Annotated in this window: 19 protein-coding genes; 13 read left to right on the forward strand and 6 right to left on the reverse strand. The window is 51.4% G+C overall.

Features of this window, described 5'->3' with window-relative positions; all coding sequences use genetic code 11:
- Positions 1-98 precede the first annotated feature (98 nt).
- A complete protein-coding gene (locus tag NDQ72_18830) occupies positions 99-812 on the forward strand; it encodes an SDR family oxidoreductase (GenBank protein ID WKD28067.1) in 714 nt (237 codons plus the stop codon).
- Between the two features lie 9 nt (positions 813-821).
- On the opposite strand, the gene NDQ72_18835 is transcribed toward NDQ72_18830, so the two are convergent.
- The 4 genes from NDQ72_18835 to NDQ72_18850 form a co-directional block, all read right to left on the reverse strand.
- Complete coding sequence (locus NDQ72_18835) at positions 822-2228, reverse strand: hypothetical protein (GenBank protein ID WKD28068.1); 1407 nt, start codon at positions 2226-2228, stop codon at positions 822-824.
- A 124-nt stretch (positions 2229-2352) separates the two neighbouring features.
- Positions 2353-3861, reverse strand: a complete 1509-nt coding sequence (locus NDQ72_18840; GenBank protein ID WKD28069.1) for a tripartite tricarboxylate transporter permease — start codon at positions 3859-3861, stop codon at positions 2353-2355.
- Positions 3862-3892: 31 nt separating this feature from the next.
- Positions 3893-4393, reverse strand: coding sequence for a tripartite tricarboxylate transporter TctB family protein (locus NDQ72_18845; protein ID WKD28070.1), 501 nt, complete (start codon positions 4391-4393; stop codon positions 3893-3895).
- 104 nt (positions 4394-4497) lie between these two features.
- Positions 4498-5487 carry a tripartite tricarboxylate transporter substrate binding protein gene (locus NDQ72_18850; protein WKD28071.1) on the reverse strand — a complete coding sequence of 330 codons (990 nt, stop codon included), beginning with the start codon at positions 5485-5487 and terminating at the stop codon, positions 4498-4500.
- A gap of 751 nt (positions 5488-6238) precedes the next feature.
- On the opposite strand from NDQ72_18850, the gene NDQ72_18855 reads away from it, so the two are divergent.
- From NDQ72_18855 to NDQ72_18885, 7 genes are read left to right on the forward strand one after another with little or no spacing between them, the layout of a single operon-like run.
- Positions 6239-7216, forward strand: coding sequence for a DctP family TRAP transporter solute-binding subunit (locus NDQ72_18855; protein ID WKD28072.1), 978 nt, complete (start codon positions 6239-6241; stop codon positions 7214-7216).
- Positions 7217-7238: 22 nt separating this feature from the next.
- Positions 7239-7691 (forward strand): TRAP transporter small permease, encoded by a 453-nt coding sequence (locus NDQ72_18860; GenBank protein WKD28073.1) that lies wholly within the window; start codon positions 7239-7241, stop codon positions 7689-7691.
- Complete coding sequence (locus NDQ72_18865) at positions 7688-8971, forward strand: TRAP transporter large permease (protein WKD28074.1); 1284 nt, start codon at positions 7688-7690, stop codon at positions 8969-8971. Before NDQ72_18860 ends, NDQ72_18865 begins: the two co-directional genes overlap by 4 nt.
- 5 nt (positions 8972-8976) lie before the next feature.
- Complete coding sequence (locus tag NDQ72_18870; protein ID WKD28075.1) at positions 8977-9699, forward strand: aldolase/citrate lyase family protein; 723 nt, start codon at positions 8977-8979, stop codon at positions 9697-9699.
- Positions 9700-9724: 25 nt separating this feature from the next.
- Complete coding sequence (locus NDQ72_18875; protein WKD28076.1) at positions 9725-11455, forward strand: thiamine pyrophosphate-binding protein; 1731 nt, start codon at positions 9725-9727, stop codon at positions 11453-11455.
- A complete protein-coding gene (locus tag NDQ72_18880; protein WKD28077.1) occupies positions 11448-12704 on the forward strand; it encodes a Zn-dependent hydrolase in 1257 nt (418 codons plus the stop codon). The genes NDQ72_18875 and NDQ72_18880 overlap by 8 nt, the downstream gene beginning before the upstream one ends.
- A gap of 9 nt (positions 12705-12713) precedes the next feature.
- A complete protein-coding gene (locus NDQ72_18885; protein WKD28078.1) occupies positions 12714-14216 on the forward strand; it encodes an aldehyde dehydrogenase in 1503 nt (500 codons plus the stop codon).
- A 12-nt stretch (positions 14217-14228) separates the two neighbouring features.
- On the opposite strand, the gene NDQ72_18890 is transcribed toward NDQ72_18885, so the two are convergent.
- The gene (locus NDQ72_18890) at positions 14229-15215 is read right to left on the reverse strand and encodes a LysR family transcriptional regulator (protein ID WKD28079.1); all 987 of its coding nucleotides are present in this window, start codon (positions 15213-15215) and stop codon (positions 14229-14231) included.
- Between the two features lie 378 nt (positions 15216-15593).
- Between NDQ72_18890 and dctP the strand changes: the two genes are divergently transcribed.
- Genes dctP through NDQ72_18910 form a run of 4 tightly spaced genes read left to right on the forward strand, consistent with a single transcriptional unit; the run spans position 15594 to position 19084 of the window.
- Positions 15594-16571: a TRAP transporter substrate-binding protein DctP gene (gene dctP, locus NDQ72_18895; protein WKD28080.1), complete on the forward strand. Its 978-nt coding sequence runs from the start codon at positions 15594-15596 to the stop codon at positions 16569-16571.
- An 8-nt stretch (positions 16572-16579) separates the two neighbouring features.
- On the forward strand, positions 16580-17089 hold the full coding sequence (locus NDQ72_18900) for a TRAP transporter small permease (protein WKD28081.1): 510 nt from the start codon (positions 16580-16582) through the stop codon (positions 17087-17089).
- A gap of 2 nt (positions 17090-17091) precedes the next feature.
- Complete coding sequence (locus NDQ72_18905; GenBank protein ID WKD28082.1) at positions 17092-18396, forward strand: TRAP transporter large permease subunit; 1305 nt, start codon at positions 17092-17094, stop codon at positions 18394-18396.
- A gap of 16 nt (positions 18397-18412) precedes the next feature.
- The gene (locus NDQ72_18910) at positions 18413-19084 is read left to right on the forward strand and encodes an RraA family protein (GenBank protein ID WKD28083.1); all 672 of its coding nucleotides are present in this window, start codon (positions 18413-18415) and stop codon (positions 19082-19084) included.
- Between the two features lie 204 nt (positions 19085-19288).
- On the opposite strand, the gene NDQ72_18915 is transcribed toward NDQ72_18910, so the two are convergent.
- On the reverse strand, positions 19289-20209 hold the full coding sequence (locus NDQ72_18915; protein WKD28084.1) for a LysR substrate-binding domain-containing protein: 921 nt from the start codon (positions 20207-20209) through the stop codon (positions 19289-19291).
- A gap of 99 nt (positions 20210-20308) precedes the next feature.
- Here NDQ72_18915 and NDQ72_18920 point away from each other — a divergent pair, with 99 nt between their 5' ends.
- Entirely contained in the window at positions 20309-21301 is a 993-nt protein-coding gene (locus NDQ72_18920) for a putative sulfate exporter family transporter (GenBank protein ID WKD28085.1), read from the forward strand.
- The last annotated feature ends 92 nt before the right edge of the window (positions 21302-21393 follow it).

Consider the following 21393-nt stretch of genomic DNA (forward strand, 5'->3'; position numbering starts at 1 on the left):
TTTCCTGATGACCGTAGGCCTCCCCGTTGCCGTCGGGTCATTCATCCCCCTCGTCCGCTATTCTGCCCTACGCGCCTTTAACTAGAAGGATGTAACCCATGTCACAACCCTTTGCTATCGTCACCGGCGGCGCCCGCAACATCGGCCAAGCCATTGCGTTGCGCTTGCAACAAGATGGCTATCGCACCATTGTCCTCGACATTGAGGCGCCAGAGGCAGAATCATTAAAGGCCGATGCACACCTAGTCGACCTGAGTGATATCGATGCGACCCGCCAAGTGCTCGAAAAAATCGCTGACGCCCACCCGGTGACGTGTCTTGTCAATAATGTTGGCATAGTGCGCCCTGCGCTTCTCGACGACACCCGTATTGAGGACTTCGATTCTTTGATGCACCTCAACGTGCGCTCCGCGTTGGTATGTACCCAGTCTCTTCTTCCCTATATGCGGCAGCATGGCCAGGGACGTATTGTCATGAATGCCAGCCGCGTGGTGCTCGGCAAAGAGGCTCGTACCCTTTATAGCGCGACGAAAGGAGCATTACAGTCGATGGCCCGCACTTGGGCGCTAGAACTAGCTGCTGATGGCATTACGGTTAACTGTGTGGCACCAGGACCTATTGCCACGACAGCGTTCTGGGAGAACAACCCACCCGACTCAGAGCGTGCGCGCCGTATCATTGAGAACATCCCTGTCCAGCGTATGGGGCAACCTGATGATGTTGCTCAAGCAGTTAGTTTCTTCTGCGACCCACGCAGCAGTTTCATCACGGGACAAACATTATTCGTTTGTGGTGGTGTCACGGTAGGGTGAGGCAATAACTCAGCTTGCTAATCGAAAAAGTACGGCGGCCATCATCAACGAGGCCGCCAGAAATGCTCCGTTCCAGCGCAGGCCAATTTGACCCGCCGTTATACCTGTGAAGCGCGACATAATCATCATTGCCGCCGTGAACGGCGACGACACCATCGTCAATGACCACCCCACCAGCATCGCCGCCGCCAACAACGGCAATGACACACCCTCTAGCCCGACCTGGGCGACCATGCTGGTCAAGAAGGTCACGCTGATAATGGGATTGACGCCTATCTGGGCAAGCACCACGATCAGTAAGAGCGCTAGTGCTGGCAACCAGTTGCCAGCAGCGATAAGGAGTGATGCCATCCCATCGAGCTGGGCCGGATTAAGCAGCGCCACGCTGAGATATCCAAGATAAGCACCTGAACCCAGCGCGACGACCTCATTACCAATCCCACCCAGCACATCAGGCAGACGACGGGTGAGCAAGGCAGTGGCTGACCACACGCCAGCATGCCCAATATCACGGCACTGCCAAGCCAACCATACCCAGGCTCCCAGTGGTACACCGATCACAACAGCCTGAGGCAATCGCAGCGATAGTATGGTGGCAAGTGCAAAAACAAGCAGGACCAGAGCCAGCAGCAGCAGGCTAAAAGCTACTAGCGGCATCAATGAGGGCCTCTCGCTCCCCGCTGCGCTGGCGCTCGGACGAGGACCAGCAACCTGATCGCAAGCCCACCCCATCAGAAATAGCACGACTGCTGATGCCAGCACATAAGGAAAGAGCTGCCCCCAAGTCAGCGGTTCCAAATTACCCAAAACCACCGCAACGCCGATACCTAACGGGGAAACCAGAGGTGCCAGGGTAAAGCCGCGCAAGGTCGCCAAGAGCATGCGTCGGCGACGCACCTCCTGCAGCCACACTCGTCCCTGTGCCGAGCCGAGCGTATTAGCCTTATCGATCATCGACATGAACAAGTTCAACACGCCAAAGTTGAGCACAATACCGAATAGGGTAGAACCCAACGAGAGCATCGGATAACGCCATGTGGGAGGCTGCAACAGTAGGCTCTGTCCACAGCGACGAATGAGTCTCGACCGATAAGCTGGCAAGCGCAGCACTGCAAGTGCCGCCATGAACGCTGCCAGAAAGACAAAGCCATTAGCCGCCTCATAAAGCACTATCCAAGGAGAAGGAAGTCGCCACAGTGCAAAAAATGACACTGCAACACAGGCCAACGCAAGCATACGAGCCATCGAGCTAAAACGGGTCCAACCTAGCACTAGAAAACCTGCCAGTAGTAGTTGAGCCACGCTTGCGGCCCACGTTGCACCACTCAATAAATGCACCACAGTTAGCACTGCCACACCCGCTAGCAAACGGCTAGACCATACGTTTGTAACTGGCATCTTTATGCTGGAACTCATGGTTGGCTCCACCTCACTAGTAAAAAAAAGCCGGCACCCTACGGTGGCCGGCTCGATTTCCTTGCGCCTTAAGCCCACTTCGCGGGCTTAAGGCAAAACACCACTTAGCGTAAGGTCGACAGCATCACGCTCCCGCCCCAGGCTCACTCGCACTCTGTTTCGCTTTTTGCCGCGAGGTAATAAAACGATAAAGGGCCAGCAATATGGAGCCTAAGGTTAGAGCGATGAAGAACCAGGTGATCGGACCACGTACGAAAATCGACAGATCGTTGGAACCGATTAACAGCGAGCGACGCAGGTTATCCTCGAACATAGGCCCCAAAATGAAGCCTATTAGGAAGGGGGCAGCCGGGATACCGGTACGATTAAACACATAACCCAGAACCCCAAAAGCCAACATCAACCACACATCGAAAGTATCATTATTGACCGCATAAGCCCCATATACGCAGAACATCAACACAATCGGAAAAAGAATCGATTTAGGAATATCTGCGATCAGGGAGAAGTAACGGATTGCTGCATTCCCCACAAATAACAAGATCACGGAACTGAGCATGATACCGAGGAAAAGTGCATAGATGAGCGGCAGGTTTTCCTGAAACAGCAGTGGGCCCGGGGTCAACCCATGGACCATGAAGGCTCCCAGGATAATAGCGGTGATCACATCACCGGGAATTCCTAATGACAGCAGTGGGATCAGCGTGGCTCCAGCGACGCCGTTGTTACCTGCTTCGGAAGCAGCGACCCCTTCTACTTCTCCCTTTCCAAAACGCTCTGGGTGGGGTGAACGACGCTTGGCATCACTGTACGAGATGAAAGCCGCTGCAGTTGCCCCAGTGCCTGGGATAGCGCCGATAATGACACCGATCAAACTACCTCGAACGATGCTTTTGAGGCTGCCCTTGAGCTCGCTGAAAGACACACCAGCACCACTCGCCTTGGCACGGAGGTGAGGTATCACCTTCTTGCGATAAAACTCGATAATTTCAGGTATCGCAAACAGACCGATCAATAGCGGAATAAACGAGATACTGTCCATCAGGTTGTAGTTGCCAAAGGTCAGGCGCTGCGAGCCAAACACTGAATCGAGCCCTACCAGCGAGAGCAGGATACCCAAAAGAGCCGCAATCAACCCTTTGATCATTGAGCCACTGGCAAGCGAGATGATAATAGTCAAAGAAAAACAGATCAGCCAAAAGAATTCCGGCGCGCCGAAGTTCAGTGCAATCTTGGCTAAATAAGCAGCAAAAAAGATCAATGCAATATTAGAAATGAAATCCGCAATCACCGACGCATAGAGCGCCATCTTGAGCGCCTTTTTTGCTTCTCCTTGCTGCGCCATTGGATAGCCATCTAGTAACGTACAGGCCGAAGCTGGCGAGCCCGGCGTACGAATCAAAATAGCGGTGATTGAGCCACCATACATACCACCCTTATAAATACCTACCAACAACAGTATGGCCGCGACCGGCTCCATAGAAAAAGTAAACGGTAGCGCCAAGGCCACCGCCATAGTGGCAGTAAGACCTGGGATAGAGCCGACAGTAACGCCAACCACCACCCCTACAGCTATTGCCACAAAGTTCTCTGTGGCTAGAAACAGCTGCAGTACTTCTGTAATGTTTTCCATAAATCACCAGATCTCAAAGGTGCCAGTGAGCTCAGAACGGCCACATCGGCAGCGGCACGTTCATAACCCCCGTAAACAGTAGCGTCACGCCCGCCGGGAAAACGATAGCTAGACCATAAACCCACCAAGTACGCACTGGGTGGGCGATGAAAAGTATCAAAGTGGCGAGGATGCCACTGATTACCGCACCTAACATCTCAAACAGGCCAGCGTAGACAACCAGAGATAATGCCATCAGCGAAAAGCGCAATAACGGACCACGCTCAAAACGACGTCCGCTATCTTCGGCATCGTCAGCAATTAGCACACCTTGAATAATCATCAGTACCGAGAACACCAGCAGCAACCAGCCCACAATGTTCGGCAACCAGCGCGGCGACATCATCGGATTCTGCATGATGGGAGGTTGACCAATGTAATTGGGAACCAGATAGAAAAGCAGCAGCAGGGAGAAGCCCAGCAGCATAACCCCGGCGACTACATCCCACGGATCCTTGATCAGCGTGCCACCGGTAGAGTGAAACTTCGTCATCGGGGTACTCTCTCGACGTAAAGACGTAAAAAAGCTCTACAAGGAAACCAATTGAGGCGAGGGTCGTAACCCTCGCCTCGCCATGCTAGGTAGTAGCCAATTACTTACTCTTGACGAATACCGGCTTCAGTCGCTACTTCGTCCCAGCGAGCAACTTCATCAGCGATGAAGGCTTTGAAATCATCACCAGCGATAGTGCCTTTCTCTGCACCCAGCTGCTCGACAAAGCTAGTGAACTCCTCGCGCTCCATCACCTCTTGCAACGCTTTTTGCATGGCAGCTGTCGCTTCTTCGGGGAAAGAGTGATGGGCAATCAGGCCAAACCAAGCGGTGGTGACAAACTGGTCGAGGTTATGCTCGCCAATCTCATTGAGGGTTGGTACATCTGGTAGGAATTCAGAACGCTCAGCTGAAGTAACCGCCAACGCTCTCAAATCGCCGGATTGAATATGCGAGAACACAGTCGGCATGTTCTCGAAAGAGACATCGACATCACCTCCCAGTAAGGCTGGTAGGGCTGCACCACTGCCAGCAAAAGGTACCGCTGTCATATTGGTTTCAGTCAGCGTCTTAAACAGCTCACCAGACATGTGGATAGAACTACCCACACCACTGTGGCTAAAGGTCATATTCTGTTCTTTCGCTGCCTCAATAAACTCAAGCACGCTGTTGTAAGGACTGTCAGCAGGCACCACCATCACGTTAGGAATATCAATCATATTCTGAATGAATACGAAGTCCTCGACCGGATCGTAGGTGAGACCAGGATAAATAGCAGCGCCAATGGTATGCCCAGGTGACGCCATTAATATGGTGTGATCGATATCACGGCCACCGCGAGCCAAACGGCCAGTAGCAACAGTAGAGCCAGCCCCTGGGCGGTTTTCTACCACCACATTGGTATCGAGTTCTTCCTGTAGCAAGTCGGCCACACGACGCGACAACACATCCGTAGTGCCACCGGGTGCATAGGGAACCACCAAGCGCACATCATCAGTAGGCCAATCCTGTGCTTGAGCAGTGGACACAGAGAGAGATAGAGCAACGGCACCACCGCAAGTGGCAGTGCAAAGAGCGTTTAGAATTTTTTTCATAGTGGACTCTTCATGGGTTAGAGTACTTATATTTTAAGTTCGCAAGACGAACAACTATTCGCATTTTTATACCCATAGGTTACTGCCATCGAACTCATGCCAGAAACCCCGACTTTAGTTTATACCACGCCCAAAAATGTGACTCGCTGCTCAAAAATGGCGAGGCTGATGGAATGGGGTCTATCTCATGGGGGGAGCCCAACAGGGCTTTTCAGGGCTTATCGATAGCAATATAGAGGTTAAACTCACACCCAGCATGCAGCTGTGTTTAGCGTCAGAAGTGACTGTAGGGCAGTTGCTTGGCACCTAACACGCTCAGTCCGCCAAACTTACTGCACTATCAATAGCACTCGGGAAACCATGCTGACGGCATAGCTGCTTAATAGTAGTTCAGCCTTACATCGCCCAGGAAACCAATAACCTGTGTTTCGCTGAAATGCCCCTTCATGCCCCCCCTTACTCCTAAAATCGGACTCTAAAGTGTAGCGTTATTTAGTTTTCGGGATATCTAAAACCTTAACCAAAAATTAAATATTTTATGCTGACACCCTGAAAACTACCTTTCTATAAATCATTAAAAATCTTCGCCCCTCTATTATCAATAAAAAAACCTTCCAATAAAAAACGTCATATAAAGCACGTAAATATTAAAAATAAGAATTATAAAATTGCTACAACGTTTTTATCCGACGAGTCTATTACCTGTGCGATTGATTTCAAAACACCAAAATTAATGACAACAGGTATCACAATGAAACCAACCCCTCTTGCGCTCTTCAGCCTTATCGGAATAAGTGCTTTTTGCAGCAATGTTCATGCATTGGATATCAAGCTTGGTCATGTCTTGGCACCAACTCATAACTGGCATGTCTCTGCGGAAGGTTTTGCTCATGACGTACGAGAAGCTACCGATCAGCGTGTAAATTTTCAGGTTTTTCCTAGCGGCCAGCTTGGCAATGAAACCCGGATGTTAGAGGGCATGCAAATTGGCAGTATGGATGCCGGCGTTATTGGATGCGGATCCTTTCAATCCTTAGAACCCAAGTTTGGAATTGTTGAGCTGCCTTACTCTTGGGAGAACCGAGAAGCAGCCTACGCAGCTTATGATGGTGAGCTAGGCAGTATCCTCGAAGAACTAGCGGAAAATAAGAATATTAAAATTCTCAGTTGGTGGGAGAATGGTTTCCGTCACGTTACTAACAACCGCGGGCCAGTTGAGTCTCCGAATGATCTAGAAGGTCTAAAAATCAGGGTCACTCCTGACAGGATGCGTCTAAATACTTTTGAAGCACTCGGTGCAAACCCCGCCCCACTTTCCTTTGGTGAACTCTACTCGGCATTACAGCAAGGTGTCTTCGACGCTCAGGAAAACCCCCTTTCCATTATTCACTCCTCTTCTTTTTACGAAGTTCAAGATTACATCTCTTTAACGGGCCATGTTTGGGCTCCTGCTTGCTTAACAATTGCTGACCTTACTTGGAACAAGATCAATGCGGATGATCAGGCAGTTATCCAATCGCTAGCAGACGAGTGGCGCGATAAGCAACGTGCTATGACCCAGGAGGATGACAAAAACATGCTCGAAATGCTGGCTGCAGAAGGTATGCAGATAAATGAAGTCGACACGACGGCCTTCAACGAGCTGGTTCAAGGAGTATGGAACGATTATTCCGATGTGTTCGGTGAGGAATTGATGGAGACCGTCAGACAGTACCGAACGGCTGAATGATATGACCTTTTCCAGACTTGTAATGCGTGTATCCCATCTAAGCTTGGCCGTAGCCGCCTGCGGAGCCGCCGCGTTGGCGGCCCTGGTTATCTATACGGTTTTTATGCGCTGGGTCGTGGGACAAACGCCTAATTGGGCAGAAGAGTTGCCGCGACTAGTGCTGATTTGGACAGCCCTATTGGGCTCAGTTACTTGTACCTATCAACGCTCTCATCTTAATGCCGGACTACTGCCGCTAATTGTGCGCTCTATCGGCGCTCGCCGAATCATCGGAAAGGCAACAGACATTGTGCTCCTGATAATGCTGTTGGTACTGGCCAAGGCTGGCTGGGATCTAACAATACTGACCATGAGCATGACCACCACAGCGTTAAAAATGCCTGTTGGAATCATTTATCTCTCGGTACCAGTGGGCTGCGTAGGAATGGCACTAATGCAAGTGCAGCACGTGTTGTCTTCAGGAGATTCGCTATGACCGCTGGTGCACTTACTTTGCTGGGTGTTTTTGGTCTCGCTATTTTAATTAATATTCCAATTGCTTTCAGCCTAATCCTCGCCGCACTTGTTTATCTGCTCGTGTTCGGCGCAGCCCCGATGATGGTTTCCGCGCAACAGTTCGTTGGTGGGATGGACAGTTTCACTCTCCTAGCGATTCCCCTTTTCATACTGGCGGCGCAATTGATGAACAGCGCCGGTCTCACCAAACGTATCGTACATCTTTGCATGTCCCTAGTCGGAGATATTCGGGGTGGTTTAGCCGTCGTAGCGGTCATGGCCTGTATGTTATTTGGCGCCTTGTCGGGATCGGGAGTAGCCGATGTTATTGCGATCGGCAGCATGTTGTTACCTGCAATGCATAAGAATGGCTACCACAAGGGTTTTAGCAGCGCACTCGTTGGGTGTGCAAGCTCCTTCGGAACAGTGATCCCCCCTAGTATCGTCATGATTGTCTATGGCACCACTTCTAATACATCGGTGGGTAAGCTCTTCATGGGCGGCGTAATTCCTGGTCTGTTGTTGACCCTCTCATTAATAGGTGTAGCACTTTATATTTCGCGGAAACATGGCTGGGCCGGGGTCAAGTCTTCCGACCCCGCCGAACGTCGCCGAGCGGTCATCGATGCACTGCCTGCACTCATGGTGCCGGTGCTAATCATTGGTGGAATTCGCTTCGGCGTATTCACACCGACCGAAGCAGCCGCCTCGGCCATTCTCTATGCCCTTGTACTTGGTGTGGTGCTCTATCGATGCCTCTCACTACGAGACATTCTCAACTGCGTCATCGCCACAGCAGAAACGAGCGCCGCCATCTTAGTAATTATCGGCGCTGCTGGTCTCTTCGCCTGGGGGCTGACTTATGAGCAGGTACCACAAGCCATCGCTGGAACAATTGGCAACTGGACTGATAGCACGCACAGCGTTTTGCTTTTACTGACGGCGGTACTACTGGTGCTCGGAACCTTCATGGAGAGCATTGCCATCATTATCATCATCACGCCAATCGTTATGCCTCTGCTTTCCCAGTACGGTATTGATCCAGTGCATTTCGGCGTGCTGCTCACCGTCAACCTCGCTATCGGCGCCAATACTCCCCCTCTGGGTATAGATCTAATGGCGGCCTGTCGTATCTCGGGCATCAGCGTTATGGAAACGTTACGCCCACTTTCGCTAATGCTGATGTCCATGCTTGCTGTCCTAATGCTCATCACATTCGTGCCTGACATCGTGCTGTTCTTACCCAACCTAATGGAGTGACTTTCATGCTTCATAGCAAACTAACAGGCTGTCGAAGCTGGCTTTTCGTACCAGGGCATGACGCCGATTGTTTGGCTGACGCGTTGCATTCCGAGGCCGATGCCATCGTTATTGATCTGGAGGAATTCACCCCGGCAGCATCACGCCATACTGCCTGCCAAGCGTTCGCCAGTATGGCCGAAAGCTGTCGGCAAAGAGGCATCTCTCCCATGGTGCGCATCAACGCCTTAGATTGGGGAGGCCGAGAAGAACTGAAGCTACTAATGGATGCCTCTCCGGATGCCGTCTTCCTGCCCAAAGTCGAGGAAGTAACACAACTGACGGCACTTTCGTCAGCACTTGGTCGCGAAGAAAAACACTGGGGTATAGCACCAGAAACTACCGCCATTATACCGACTATAGAGAGTCGCTTGGGGATCAAGCGGATCAGCGAATTACTACATTCTAGCCCCCGCGTTTTAGCCGCTCTGCTCGGCACTGGTGATTTAGCACGTGACCTAAAGCTGTCTCCAGAAGAGCGTAGCGCCTCACTAGCCCCCTTCCGACAGTTATTTCTCAGGGCTTGCGATGATGCCGACATGTTGGCAATTGACGGCCCGTGGCCAGAAAAACAAGGGTTCGAAGCAGACCAGTCTTGGTCTTATCAGTGCGGCTTTAGAGCTCGTTGTGTTGTCGATTCTCGTCAGATCAAGCCCTTGCATCAGCTGTTATCTGTCCCGTCTACCTAACCATTCGTTCAAAGAGATCTTTCCCATGAGCAACGCCGTCACCCCTACTCGTAACGGGGGCCAAATCCTGATTCAACAATTACGCCAGCATGGTGCTCGGCGCGTTTTTCTGGTCCCCGGCGAGAGCTATCTGCCCTGTATTGATGCACTTAATGAGCATCGTGATGCTATCGAGCCTATTGTCTGCCGCCAAGAGAGCGGTGCTGGCTACATGGCCGAGGCCTATGGCAAGCTAACCAACGAGCCTGGAATCTGTTTTGTCACCCGTGGCCCTGGCGCCACCAATGCATCAATTGCCGTCCATACGGCTTATCAAGACTCGACGCCGATGATCCTTTTCATCGGACAAGTCGGCAACGATTTCATCGAACGCGAGGCCTTTCAGGAGATCGACTATCGCCGCATGTTCGGACCAATGGCCAAATGGGTAGCCCAGATTGACGACACTGCACGGATACCTGAGCTCATCGCCAGAGCCTACTCTGTCGCAACCAGTGGCCGCCCTGGCCCAGTAGTTTTGGCCTTGCCAGAAGATACGTTGTGGGGCGAGGCCTGCGTTGCTGATGTGGAGCCTCGGCAGCGCCTACACAGTTACCCTAGCCAACAGCAATTGCGCGAGTTGCAACAGCATCTAGAGCGGGCCAAAAAGCCATTCCTATTACTGGGTGGTAGCGGGTGGACCGAGCAGGCCCAAATAGATATTGCTGCGTTTGCCGAGCGCTACGCTCTTCCCGTTGGCGTTGCTTGGCGACGCCTAGAGTGTTTTAACCAACACCATGAGAATTTCGTTGGTCACGTTGGTAGCGGCATGCATCAAGCTTTGCGTGAGCAGCTAAAGTCTTGCGATCTGATTATTACGCTTGGGGCGCGACTGGGCGAACCTACAACAGAGGGCTACAGCTGGATCGAGTCGCCCGTGCCAAGCCAGACATTAGTCCATATCTATCCCGACCCCGAAGAACTGGGGCATGTTTATCGTCCTGACCTCGCTATTAATGCCGACGTAGTTGGTTTTTCGGCAAGCCTAGGAGAGCTAACTCCTGAGGTAACACCAGCATGGAAACAGGCGACGGCCACTGCTCGACGAGCCTATCTTGATACTCTCATACCTTTAGAGGCGCCTGGGCGGCTTAGCCTAGATAAAGTCACCCGAACGGTAGATCGGCTACTGAACGGCAAAGGCTGTATCACTGTCGGCGCTGGCAATTACGCACTTTATGCTCATCGTTATATCCAGTTTAGTGGACTTGGCAGCTCGTTAGCTCCCACGGTTGGTGCAATGGGTTATGGCCTTCCCGCAGCCATCAGCAGTAAGCTCGAGCACCCTCAACGGCCAGCCATCTGTTTTGCCGGTGACGGCTGCTTCCAGATGAACTTGCAGGAGCTCGGCGTGGCCCTGCAGTACCGACTTGGCATCGTCATACTCGTCTTCAACAATGGAATGTGGGGCACCATCCGCGCCCATCAGGAACATGACTTTCCTGGCCGCGAGATTGCGCTGACATTCACCAACCCTAAGTTTGACTCCCTGATCAAGGCCTATGGCGGACATGGAGAGATCGTCGAGGACGATGCTTCGTTCGAAGCAGCCTTTAATCGTGCCCTAGCCTTTACTGAGCAAGAACACTTGCCCGCTTTGATTGAGCTGCGTTATGACGCTGATGGTATTGCACCAGGAGAGCGTCTAAGTGCAATCCGTGCTGCAGCTCTTGAAAGCCAACATATAGTAATGACACAGGAGAGCTCTGATGACTGAGTCTACTTTCTCGACACTTCGCATTGATGGACAGCGCCTATGGCACTCATTAATGAACCTTGCTGACATTGGTGCCACACCGAAGGGGGGCAATTGTCGCTTGGCGTTGACGGAAGAGGATCGACTTGGTCGTGAGCTTGTATCTAGCTGGTTGCGAGACGCTGGCTTGACTATAGGTGTCGATCAAATGGGCAACATCTTTGCTCGTCGTGCCGGAAACCGTAATGACCTACCCCCAGTGGCCACCGGAAGTCACCTCGACACCCAGCCCACCGGCGGCCGTTTCGATGGCTGTTACGGTGTACTAGCCGGACTAGAAGTTATGCGGGTTCTCAATGATCACTCTATTACTACTGAAGCACCACTAGAGGTAGTGATATGGACTAACGAAGAGGGCTGCCGCTTCGTTCCCGTCATGATGGGATCTGGGGTGCATGCTGGCGTAATCCCGCTTGAGACCGCGCTAGCTGCCAAAGATCGCAATGGAGACACTGTAGCTGCTTCGTTGGAACGTATCGGTTACAGCGGTGACATTCCTATGGGTAGCAAAACCTTCGGTGCCTATATCGAATCCCATATCGAGCAAGGTCCAGTACTTGAAGCGGAAGGAATAGCGGTTGGCGCGGTAACCGGCTCTCTAGGCTTGCGCTGGTTCGATGTTGTGGTTACCGGTCAAGAAGCCCATGCTGGGCCGACACCCATGCCCTATCGTCGTGATGCGCTTAAACGGGCCGCCGAGCTCATCGGCGATATCCTAGCGCTAGCCGATCCGCATCAGCCGCATGGTCGCGTCACCTGCGGGGAGTTCGACCTTTATCCAAACTCACGCAATGTCATTCCTGGGCGAGTAACCTTCAGCGTTGATATTCGCCATTTGGAGAACGAGACGCTTGAACAGATGGAGCATGCTCTCCGAGATATCTGCTCAAAGCACCATGAGCCTGGAAAAGTAACCGTAGAACTCCAGGACGTTCAGCGGGTGCCACCGACACCATTCAACAGCGACCTAGTAGATCTCATTCGCGCTAGCAGCGATGGACTTGGCATACCCTACCGCGATATCGAGACCGGGGCCGGTCACGATGCTGTCTTCGTAAGTCGTGTTGCACCTACGGCTATGATTTTCGTTCCCTGCGAAGATGGTATCAGTCACAACGAAAGCGAAAATGCTACACCGGAGGATCTTGAGGCTGGCGCCAACGTGCTGCTGCACACCATGCTGCGCAAGGCCGGTATCGCAGCATCTTAAAATAAGGATATGACAATGCACGATAAAGCTTACTGGCAAACGCTAGCCAGCCGACTACAGCTGACCACTCAAGCCTTCATCGACGGTGAATTTGTCAACAGCCATGACGGCTCAACTCTAAAGGCTTACAACCCAGCGACAGGCCAGATGATAGCCAACGTGACTGCCTGCTGTGGTGTGGATATCGATCGTGCTGTACTTGCCGCACGTCGAGTCTTCGAATCGGGTGACTGGTCTCGCTGTCCTCCACTAGAGCGCAAACGGGTTTTGCTCCGCTTCGCCTCGCTTATCGAAACGCACGCAGAAGAGCTAGCGCTTCTACAAACACTCGAAATGGGAAAGCCAATCGCTGATAGCTTGGCCTTTGACTTGCCCGAAACAGCACGCTGTGTGGCTTGGTATGCCGAGGCGATCGATAAACAGTACGATGAGATAGCTCCCACTAGCGAAGACGTTCATGCCACCATCACCCGCCAGCCTCTCGGTGTGGTCGCTGCTGTGGTGCCATGGAATTTTCCACTGATGATCGCCGCCTGGAAATTCGCCCCAGCACTGGCAGTCGGTAATAGCGTCATACTCAAGCCCGCCGAGGCTTCTAGCCTTAGTGCTCTCAGGTTAGCTGCACTAGCCAAGGAAGCGGGCCTGCCGGATGGCGTATTCAATGTCACCCCTGGCCACGGTGCTACCGCTGGCGAAGCGCTGGGAATGCATCCACAGGTCGATGCACTCGCTTTCACAGGATCCACCGCCACAGGCAAGCGATTTATGCGCTACTCCAGCGAGTCCAATCTAAAGCGGGTGTGGCTCGAATGCGGAGGCAAATCTCCGCACATAGTCTTTGCTGACTGCCCAGACCTAGATGCCGCCGCACATGCCGCTGCCGCAGGTATCTTTACCAACCAGGGGGAGGTGTGTATTGCAGGCTCTAGGCTGTATGTGGAAGCGTCTATTTTTGATGATTTCTTGCCACGACTGGTTTCTGCCGCAAAAAACATGCCAGCTGGCGATCCGCTGGATCCCTCTACGCGTATGGGAGCGTTAGTCAGCGCCGACCATCATGCCAAGGTATTAAACTTTATCGAACAAGGACTCAGCGAGGGCATGACTCTCCACCACGGAGGAAAGCATGCGACGCCTGTAGAGGGAGGATGGTACGTTGAACCAACAATCCTGGAAGGAGCCCAAACCACCACGGTGATGCGTGAGGAGATCTTCGGACCAGTGTTAAGTCTAAGTCGCTTCGCCGACGAAGCCGAGGCCATCGCCTTGGCTAACGACTCGATCTATGGACTTGGAGCTGGACTCTGGACCGGTGACCTTGGCCGTGCGCATCGCGTATCAAAGCGCCTTCAGGCTGGCTTGGTCTGGGTCAACTGCTATGCCGATGGTGATATTAGTGTCCCCTTTGGTGGAATGAAGCAGTCCGGTTTTGGTCGTGATAAATCACTTCATGCACTGGACAAGTATTCAGATCTGAAGACGACCTGGTTCAATTTGACCTACAAAAAATAATACCATTAGCTATTATTTAGCCATTTCGACATCAGGCGTTTCGTCGAACACTTCAAGTCCAGTGGTGAGCCGCTCCTCGAGCGGCACCTTACCCATAGCATTAAGGAAAAACTCCATAAAGATGGTCTCAGCATCACTGAAACGGGCATCTTGGTGCCACATCACGTGAAGATCGATTTCAGCGACGCCATCATAGGGCGGAAGGGGCCAGAGCCGACCTTCCGCAACATCTCTCAGCACTAAATGCTCGGGTAAACAACCAATACCCCATCCGGCAATTACCATTCGTTGAATTTCTTGGAGGCTACTCGATTGGCCGACCACATTGCCCTTAAGACCATGGTGGGCACGAAACACTGCAAGTGAAGAGAGCACACCATCAAGTTGCTCGCTGCCAAACGAGACATAGTTCTCACTCATTAGGCTATCCATCGGCAAGTTATGGCGGCCAAAGAGTGCATGGCTTTTTCCGCAGTAGAGCCGATACCGTTGTCTCGCTAATGTCTGGCTATTCAGATTACTCGGACATTGCAATGCGAGACAGATACCCATGGCTCCCTGCCTTTGGGCCAACGCATTCTGCACCTCCTGACTAGACATATCCTCAATACTAAATGTGATCTGGGGAAACTTTTTATGAAAGCGTTCGAACACACTGTCAAGGAATCGGCATTGAATTCCCGTTATGAAAAGTAGCGAAACATGACCGACTACTTCAGGGTCAAAGTCTCCTACTGAAGCAGCCAGCCGTGCTACGTTAGCGTAGATATCGATGGCTTCTCGATAGACGAGATGCCCAGCTTTTGTCACATTAAAGCTGTGACTATCGCGCTCGATTAGCCGCTGACCTAACCTCTCTTCCAATCGTTTCAATGAGAGGCTGACTGCTGGCTGTGAAAGGTAAAGCCTATTGGCAGCCTTACTGACACTCTCTTCTTGAACAATAACAATAAAAGTTCTAAGAAGATTCCAATCCAATGTATCGTGAACGGGTCTCATAAAGCCTCTTCTTAACCTCTAACAATAGAGCTAATTTTTATACTAAAAGTGGCCCACTGAACTTATTTAAAATTGATTTTATCACATACAGCATAGAAAAATATTGCACCAAAACAGTGCCCCTAGCACTTTTTTTATGGTTTTTTTGTACTAATCAAGTGCTAAAGAAAAAGTCAATTAACAACCAAAAATTATTTAGTGAAAAATTGATAACATACCAAATAAAAATCTTTTGTATAAATTCTATTAATCTTATCCATAAAAAATAAAAAACTCTAGTTTTTTATATTCTATTGACCGTTAGTCATTGTCATGACTAGATTCAATAGCCCCATGCAAAACATTTAATTCGTCAGTACAAACACAAAGAGGCAGACAATGAAACGTTCCCTTGCATTAGTCATTCTTACATTGAGCGCATCACATGCTATGGCTACTGAGTTGAGAATGCTCACCAGCTACGACCAAACGAGTGCTTATACACGCGAAGTTGCCCAGCGATATATAACAAAAGTCGAGGAAGCTAGCCAAGGTGCTCTAAAAATCGGCTTGAACGGACCAGATGTTGTATCACCCTTCGAGCAACTTGAGCCTGTATCATCTGGTGTTTTCGATCTGCTTTACACTCATGGAGCCTACCATACCAATACTACCGGTGTCGGTGCTGCTATGGATGCGGTCTTTGTCGATCCTGACGCTACCCACGAATCAGGCCTCTGGGACTTTATCGATGAACACTATAACGAGCTCGGTCTCAAATTAATTGCAATTCCGCCTTTAGGTAGCAGCGGCTTTCAATATGTACTCAAGGAACCCATCGAGAGCACTCCTGGCCTAGAGGGTCGCCGGATTCGCGGTAGCGCGACTTATACCAGCATCACTCAAGGATTAGGGGGAACTCCAGTGCTAATGTCAGGTGGGGATGTTTACTCTTCGCTTGACCGTGGTGTGATCGATGGAGCCGCTTGGGGACTCAACGGCGTCGAAGATTTTGGGTGGAACGAAGTCGCAGGGTACTTTACCAAACCTACCTTCGGTCAAACCTATACCTACTTATTCATGAATCTAGCTTCCTTCAACGCGCTCGATGAGGACAGTCAAACGTTACTTCTCGAGCAAGGCAACGCGCTAGAAAACGAAACAGCCGCCATTCTTGATGAGCTAGCACAGCAAGAGTGGGCATCATTGAAAGAAAAGGGAATGGAGGAAACATACTTTCAACAATCTGATGCCGAGCGGCTTGATGTCCTGGTCAATGAAGGAATCTGGCAGTTAGGGATCGACAAGTCTCCAGAGGCGGTCAGCAACATGCGTGCAATCGCTGAGCAGAACAACATGACTGCGACGGTCGAGTAGGTATCACTATGTCCCACCCGATAGCTAGACTCCATGACCGTATCACGCGATTCGGGTTCTACCTTGGCGGTGCCACTTTATGTGGCATCGTCTTATGCTTCTGGATCGAAGTGGTCGCTCGTTACTTTTTTAATGCCCCGACACTATGGTCAAGCTCCCTTGTCGCTTATTTCCTTTGCATCGCGGTATCCCTGAGCATACCGGAGCTAGCGCGCACTAATGGCCACATCGCGATCACCGTACTCCCTGAAAGGCTCTCTCCTTCCATGCGCCAACGCTATGACCGAGTAATCGCACTAATATCAGGAAGTGTTTGTATTGTCACCGCCTGGATCATCGTTAAGGAAACACTCCGCCAATTTGATGGAGGAACTACAACCGCATTGGGTCTTGATATTCCTAAATACTGGGTTTCAAGCTTCATCTGCTATGCCTTTATCAATACCGCCTTGTACTTCCTGCGCCATGCATTGTTTGCGGGGCCCTCTCATGATGATAACGAGCGACAGGAGGCTTAAGCATGGAATGGTATATTTCGCTAGGCATTGCCCTCACATTGCTAATGGGTTTATTCGCTCTGGGCGTGCCGATTTTTATCGCCTTTCTTACCGTCAACGTCCTGGGTACTTTCTGGCTTATGGGCAGTGCAGGCTTCGGCATGTTCGCCAACAGCGTATACAGTACTGTCACCTCAGAAACTCTCACTACCATCGTACTGTTCGTACTGATGGGAGAATTGCTGTTCCGGTCGGGTTCGATAGACGTCATTTTTGATGCCCTGGACACACTAATGGGCCGTATAAAAGGTCGCCTATATTTCTTTGTCATTGTACTTGCCACCCTGTTTGGGGCTTTGTCAGGATCAGCCCTAGCCGTGACCGCCATGCTGAGCCGCTCGGCGTTACCAACAATGCAGCAGCGTGGCTATGATGATAGGCTTTCTATCGGCCTAATTCTGGGGGGAGCCAGTTTGGCACCGATTATTCCCCCAAGCCTGCTGGTCATCATCATCGGCTCCATGGTCGATATCTCGATCGCGCGACTGCTCATCGCTGGCATTATCCCGGGCATCCTTCTGGCAGGGCTGTTTGTCGGCTACGTAGTAGTAAAATTGATACTCAATCCCTCCTTAGCACCTAACGCCGACGAAGGTGGAGGCGGAACGTGGCGAGCACGTAGTAAAGCGCTACTGAATATGGCGCCGTTCAGTATCATCATTTTCTCGGTGCTCGGGCTAATCATGTTAGGGGTTGCCACGCCTTCGGAGTCTGCAGCCACTGGCGTGCTTGGTGCCATGTTGGTAGCGGTTTACTACCGTCGTTTCACACTCAAAATGGCACAGCAGGCGATACTCTCTTCGTTGGGCATCAGCGCCATGATCATCGCTATCCTGGCCTGTTCGAAACTGTTCAGCCAATTACTCTCTTTCGCTGGTGCGACTTCAGGTCTAGTAGGGCTGGCCACTAGCCTAGAACTTGATCCCATGTGGATGTTGTTACTACTGATGCTAGTGCCGCTCGTTGCGTGCATGTTCATCGACCAGATTGCATTCATGATGGTCGTCATTCCCATTTATGCACCATTGGTCAAGCTATATGGCTTCGACCCCATCTGGTTCTGGACCCTATTTTTAATAAATATCTCGGTCGGCAGCCTAACGCCCCCTTTCGGCTATAACTTATTTGCAGTGAAAGGCGGCGCACCCTCAGTACCTATGCAAACGATCTTTGCCGCAGCTTGGCCGATCGTCATCTGCTTCCTCTTCGGCATGCTAGTACTGTTCTTCTTGCCTTCTCTTATCACGTTTTTACCCAGCTTGATCTGACCACTAGGAGATATTCATGTATCACATCGCACAGATGCCAACACCGATTGATCCCCATATCAGTCAGCAACTACTCGAGTGTGAAACGGCCACTATTGGCCATTTCAGAGAAAATGGATTCATCGATCCAGCGATTCACTCACTGCTCGCCCAGACGCGGGTGGTAGGAACTGCTGTGACCCTCTCTCTCCCACCCACAGACGGCACGCTACTTAATCACGCGATGCGATTAGTACGCCCTGGAGACATCTTAGTCATTGACAGACAAGGCGACGACCGACACGCATGTTGGGGCGGGGTGATGACTCACGTAGCCAAAAAGCTAGGTGTGGGAGGAGTCATCATCGACGGAATGGCGACGGATGCACAAACTATTCAAGAGCTAGGATTTCCGGTTTGGTGCCGAGGCATTTCAGCCTTAACAACTAAATTGGCGGGGTTGGGAGGCACTATGAATATGCCAGTCACTCTCGGAGGGCTCGTTATTCACCCTGGTGATATTATCCTCGCCGATGAGAGTGGAGCTCTAGTAGTACCTGCTCAAAAAGCCGTTACGATTGCCTCAAAGGCCATTATGCTGCAACAACAGGAAGAGGCAATTCTCCAACGAGTGGCCCAAGGGGAGTACTTACCTGATATTAGCGGAGCAACCGAGATCATTGAGCGAGTTAACGGAATAGAACCTTAACTTATAATGAAAAAGTAAGCAGGTGCGCTTCATCGGCCTCAACCGTGGTCTCAAAATAGGCGGCATCATAGAAAATAGCCACTACCCAACAATACCAAACCATAGAGCCGAATTGATGCCATTTACTGGCAGCCTGAGCGTGAAAAGCAGTGTCACCGATAGACTCTGTGCACAACACATCTTAGCTGTACATTTCGAACCCAGTTATTGTGGTCTGCCTGGCTGCGGAGGATTGCCATGATTATCGATCAAAAAAACCTTAAACGCCTGCCACAAAGGGCTCCGATAACGCTCTGGATGCCACACCAATGAAAAAATCCTGGTGAGCTTTAACCCACTGTTCAGCGAAACCAATTCTCCTCTTTCAAGCTCCCCTTCCACACTGCGATGAGAGAGGCAGCCCAAACCGAGACCAGCTTTCACTGCTTGCTTGATGGCTTCATGCTGACTGAGTTCCATGCGCACCTGCAAACGTTCTACATGATGTAACACAGCGGCCTCAAATACTTCACGCGTGCCTGATCCAGGTTCGCGCAGTATCCAGGCGGCAGCTCTGATATCAGCGTCATCCAGCCACTCCTTGCTGGCCAGGGGATGCTGTGGGGAACAGACAATCACAAGCTGGTCTTCGCACCATGTTTCACTCGTCAGGCGCGATTCGTGACACTGCCCTTCGATCAGCCCCAAATCAGCATCAAAGCGCAGCAGATCCGTAATCACCTCTCCGGTATTACGCAATCGTAGCCGAAGATCCACCCTCGGGTTCTGATTGCTGAAGTATCCGGCCAGAGGGGGCAGCAGATAGGTACCCGTGGTAGCGCTGGCCGATATATTAAGCGTGCCCTGCAATTGGCTTTCAGGATCCTCAGCGACAGCAACAAAATCGGCCATACCTTCCAGAAGGCGTTCGGCACGGGGTAACAGGTAGCTTCCCATACTATTGAGCTGTAAACGTCGGCCTAGCCGCTCGAAGAGCTCGACCCCCAGATGACGCTCAAGATCTGAGAGCGATTGGCTAATCGTCGATTGAGACAGCTTCAAGTGATCAGCAGCGGCAATAACCGTGCCGTCACGAGCAACAGCGACAAAAACCTGCAACTGGCGAAAAGTCACATGAGGGGTCATATATCGTTTTTACCGAACAGCCATATGGTTATATGTTGATAACCATACAGCATTTTTGCCCCTATGCTAGCCACATACGCACCAACAAGAGAAAGCATTATGTGGCAAGGTCTGATTCTGTGTAGCACCCTAACCTTGGCAGGCTTTGGCTTGGCTAACCTCCCCGGACTCGCTTCCAAAGGTATTAGTCCATTGGTATTCGCCTTACTGTTAGGCTTGGTTGTGGGTAACCTGCCTCTTGCACACCGCCTTCCAAGTACTCAACCAGGATTAACATTCGCCACCCGCTGGCTGCTGCGGGGCGGCATTGTACTGTTTGGCCTGTCATTAACCCTGCAACAAGTCTTCGCCCTTGGTTTTAAGGTGTTGCTGTTGGATCTGGTGGTGATCTGCAGTGTGCTTATCATCGGCTATCAGATCGGCACCCGCATACTGGGTATGGATCGTGAAACAACACTATTAACAAGTGCAGGCAGTGCCATCTGCGGTGCAGCGGCGGTACTCGCCACCGAAACGGTCATTCGTTCGCGGCCTGCGGCCTCATCCATAGCCGTCGCCACTGTCGTGCTCTTCGGCACGCTGGGAATGCTTGTCTACCCTCTTTTATACCCGCTTGCAGGAATGAACGAAGGTCTCTTTGGCGTCTATATCGGCGCGACTGTCCACGAAGTCGCCCAGGTCGTGGCCGCTGCTGATGCGGTGGGTCCCGAGGCATTGGCCAGTGCTGTTATTGTCAAAATGGTTCGCGTGATACTGCTGTTGCCCTTCCTATTGCTCGTCGGGCAATGGTGGCTTCGTCAGCAGGCCCGTGACTCAGGATCAGGTGCGGGCAAGCCGGTAATCCCTTGGTTTGCCTTCGGCTTCATCGCCATGATTGTGTTCAACAGTGTTACCCACCTGCCCACCAGCCTCCATCAGATACTTGTTCTGGCTGGTCAGGTTGCGTTGACCATGGCCATGGCCGCACTGGGGTTTGAAACCCGAATCGAAAAGCTCAAGGAGTTGGGTATCCGCCCTTTTATACTGGGGTTCATCCTGTTTGGCTTACTGCTGGTAGGGGGTGGCCTAGCCAGTCAGCTTCTGATGGGCTGATCAGAGGCTGCACCATCTAGAATCTCCTCGACCCTACAAGTTCAAGAGTCATGATCTAACAATAAGAACGCCTACTGACTTTCATTAGTGCA

This window comes from Halomonas sp. KG2 (assembly GCA_030440445.1).
Classification (GTDB): Bacteria; Pseudomonadota; Gammaproteobacteria; order Pseudomonadales; family Halomonadaceae; genus Vreelandella.

What these genes read in the sequence shown, in the direction of transcription:
- NDQ72_18830 (WKD28067.1), top strand. Translation starts at nt 99, where the DNA reads ATGTCACAACCCTTTGCTATCGTCACCGGCGGCGCCCGCAACATCGGC.
- NDQ72_18835 (WKD28068.1), bottom strand. Translation starts at nt 2,228, where the DNA reads ATGAGTTCCAGCATAAAGATGCCAGTTACAAACGTATGGTCTAGCCGT.
- NDQ72_18840 (WKD28069.1), bottom strand. Translation starts at nt 3,861, where the DNA reads ATGGAAAACATTACAGAAGTACTGCAGCTGTTTCTAGCCACAGAGAAC.
- NDQ72_18845 (WKD28070.1), bottom strand. Translation starts at nt 4,393, where the DNA reads ATGACGAAGTTTCACTCTACCGGTGGCACGCTGATCAAGGATCCGTGG.
- NDQ72_18850 (WKD28071.1), bottom strand. Translation starts at nt 5,487, where the DNA reads ATGAAAAAAATTCTAAACGCTCTTTGCACTGCCACTTGCGGTGGTGCC.
- NDQ72_18855 (WKD28072.1), top strand. Translation starts at nt 6,239, where the DNA reads ATGAAACCAACCCCTCTTGCGCTCTTCAGCCTTATCGGAATAAGTGCT.
- NDQ72_18860 (WKD28073.1), top strand. Translation starts at nt 7,239, where the DNA reads ATGCGTGTATCCCATCTAAGCTTGGCCGTAGCCGCCTGCGGAGCCGCC.
- NDQ72_18865 (WKD28074.1), top strand. Translation starts at nt 7,688, where the DNA reads ATGACCGCTGGTGCACTTACTTTGCTGGGTGTTTTTGGTCTCGCTATT.
- NDQ72_18870 (WKD28075.1), top strand. Translation starts at nt 8,977, where the DNA reads ATGCTTCATAGCAAACTAACAGGCTGTCGAAGCTGGCTTTTCGTACCA.
- NDQ72_18875 (WKD28076.1), top strand. Translation starts at nt 9,725, where the DNA reads ATGAGCAACGCCGTCACCCCTACTCGTAACGGGGGCCAAATCCTGATT.
- NDQ72_18880 (WKD28077.1), top strand. Translation starts at nt 11,448, where the DNA reads ATGACTGAGTCTACTTTCTCGACACTTCGCATTGATGGACAGCGCCTA.
- NDQ72_18885 (WKD28078.1), top strand. Translation starts at nt 12,714, where the DNA reads ATGACAATGCACGATAAAGCTTACTGGCAAACGCTAGCCAGCCGACTA.
- NDQ72_18890 (WKD28079.1), bottom strand. Translation starts at nt 15,215, where the DNA reads ATGAGACCCGTTCACGATACATTGGATTGGAATCTTCTTAGAACTTTT.
- dctP (WKD28080.1), top strand. Translation starts at nt 15,594, where the DNA reads ATGAAACGTTCCCTTGCATTAGTCATTCTTACATTGAGCGCATCACAT.
- NDQ72_18900 (WKD28081.1), top strand. Translation starts at nt 16,580, where the DNA reads ATGTCCCACCCGATAGCTAGACTCCATGACCGTATCACGCGATTCGGG.
- NDQ72_18905 (WKD28082.1), top strand. Translation starts at nt 17,092, where the DNA reads ATGGAATGGTATATTTCGCTAGGCATTGCCCTCACATTGCTAATGGGT.
- NDQ72_18910 (WKD28083.1), top strand. Translation starts at nt 18,413, where the DNA reads ATGTATCACATCGCACAGATGCCAACACCGATTGATCCCCATATCAGT.
- NDQ72_18915 (WKD28084.1), bottom strand. Translation starts at nt 20,209, where the DNA reads ATGACCCCTCATGTGACTTTTCGCCAGTTGCAGGTTTTTGTCGCTGTT.
- NDQ72_18920 (WKD28085.1), top strand. Translation starts at nt 20,309, where the DNA reads ATGTGGCAAGGTCTGATTCTGTGTAGCACCCTAACCTTGGCAGGCTTT.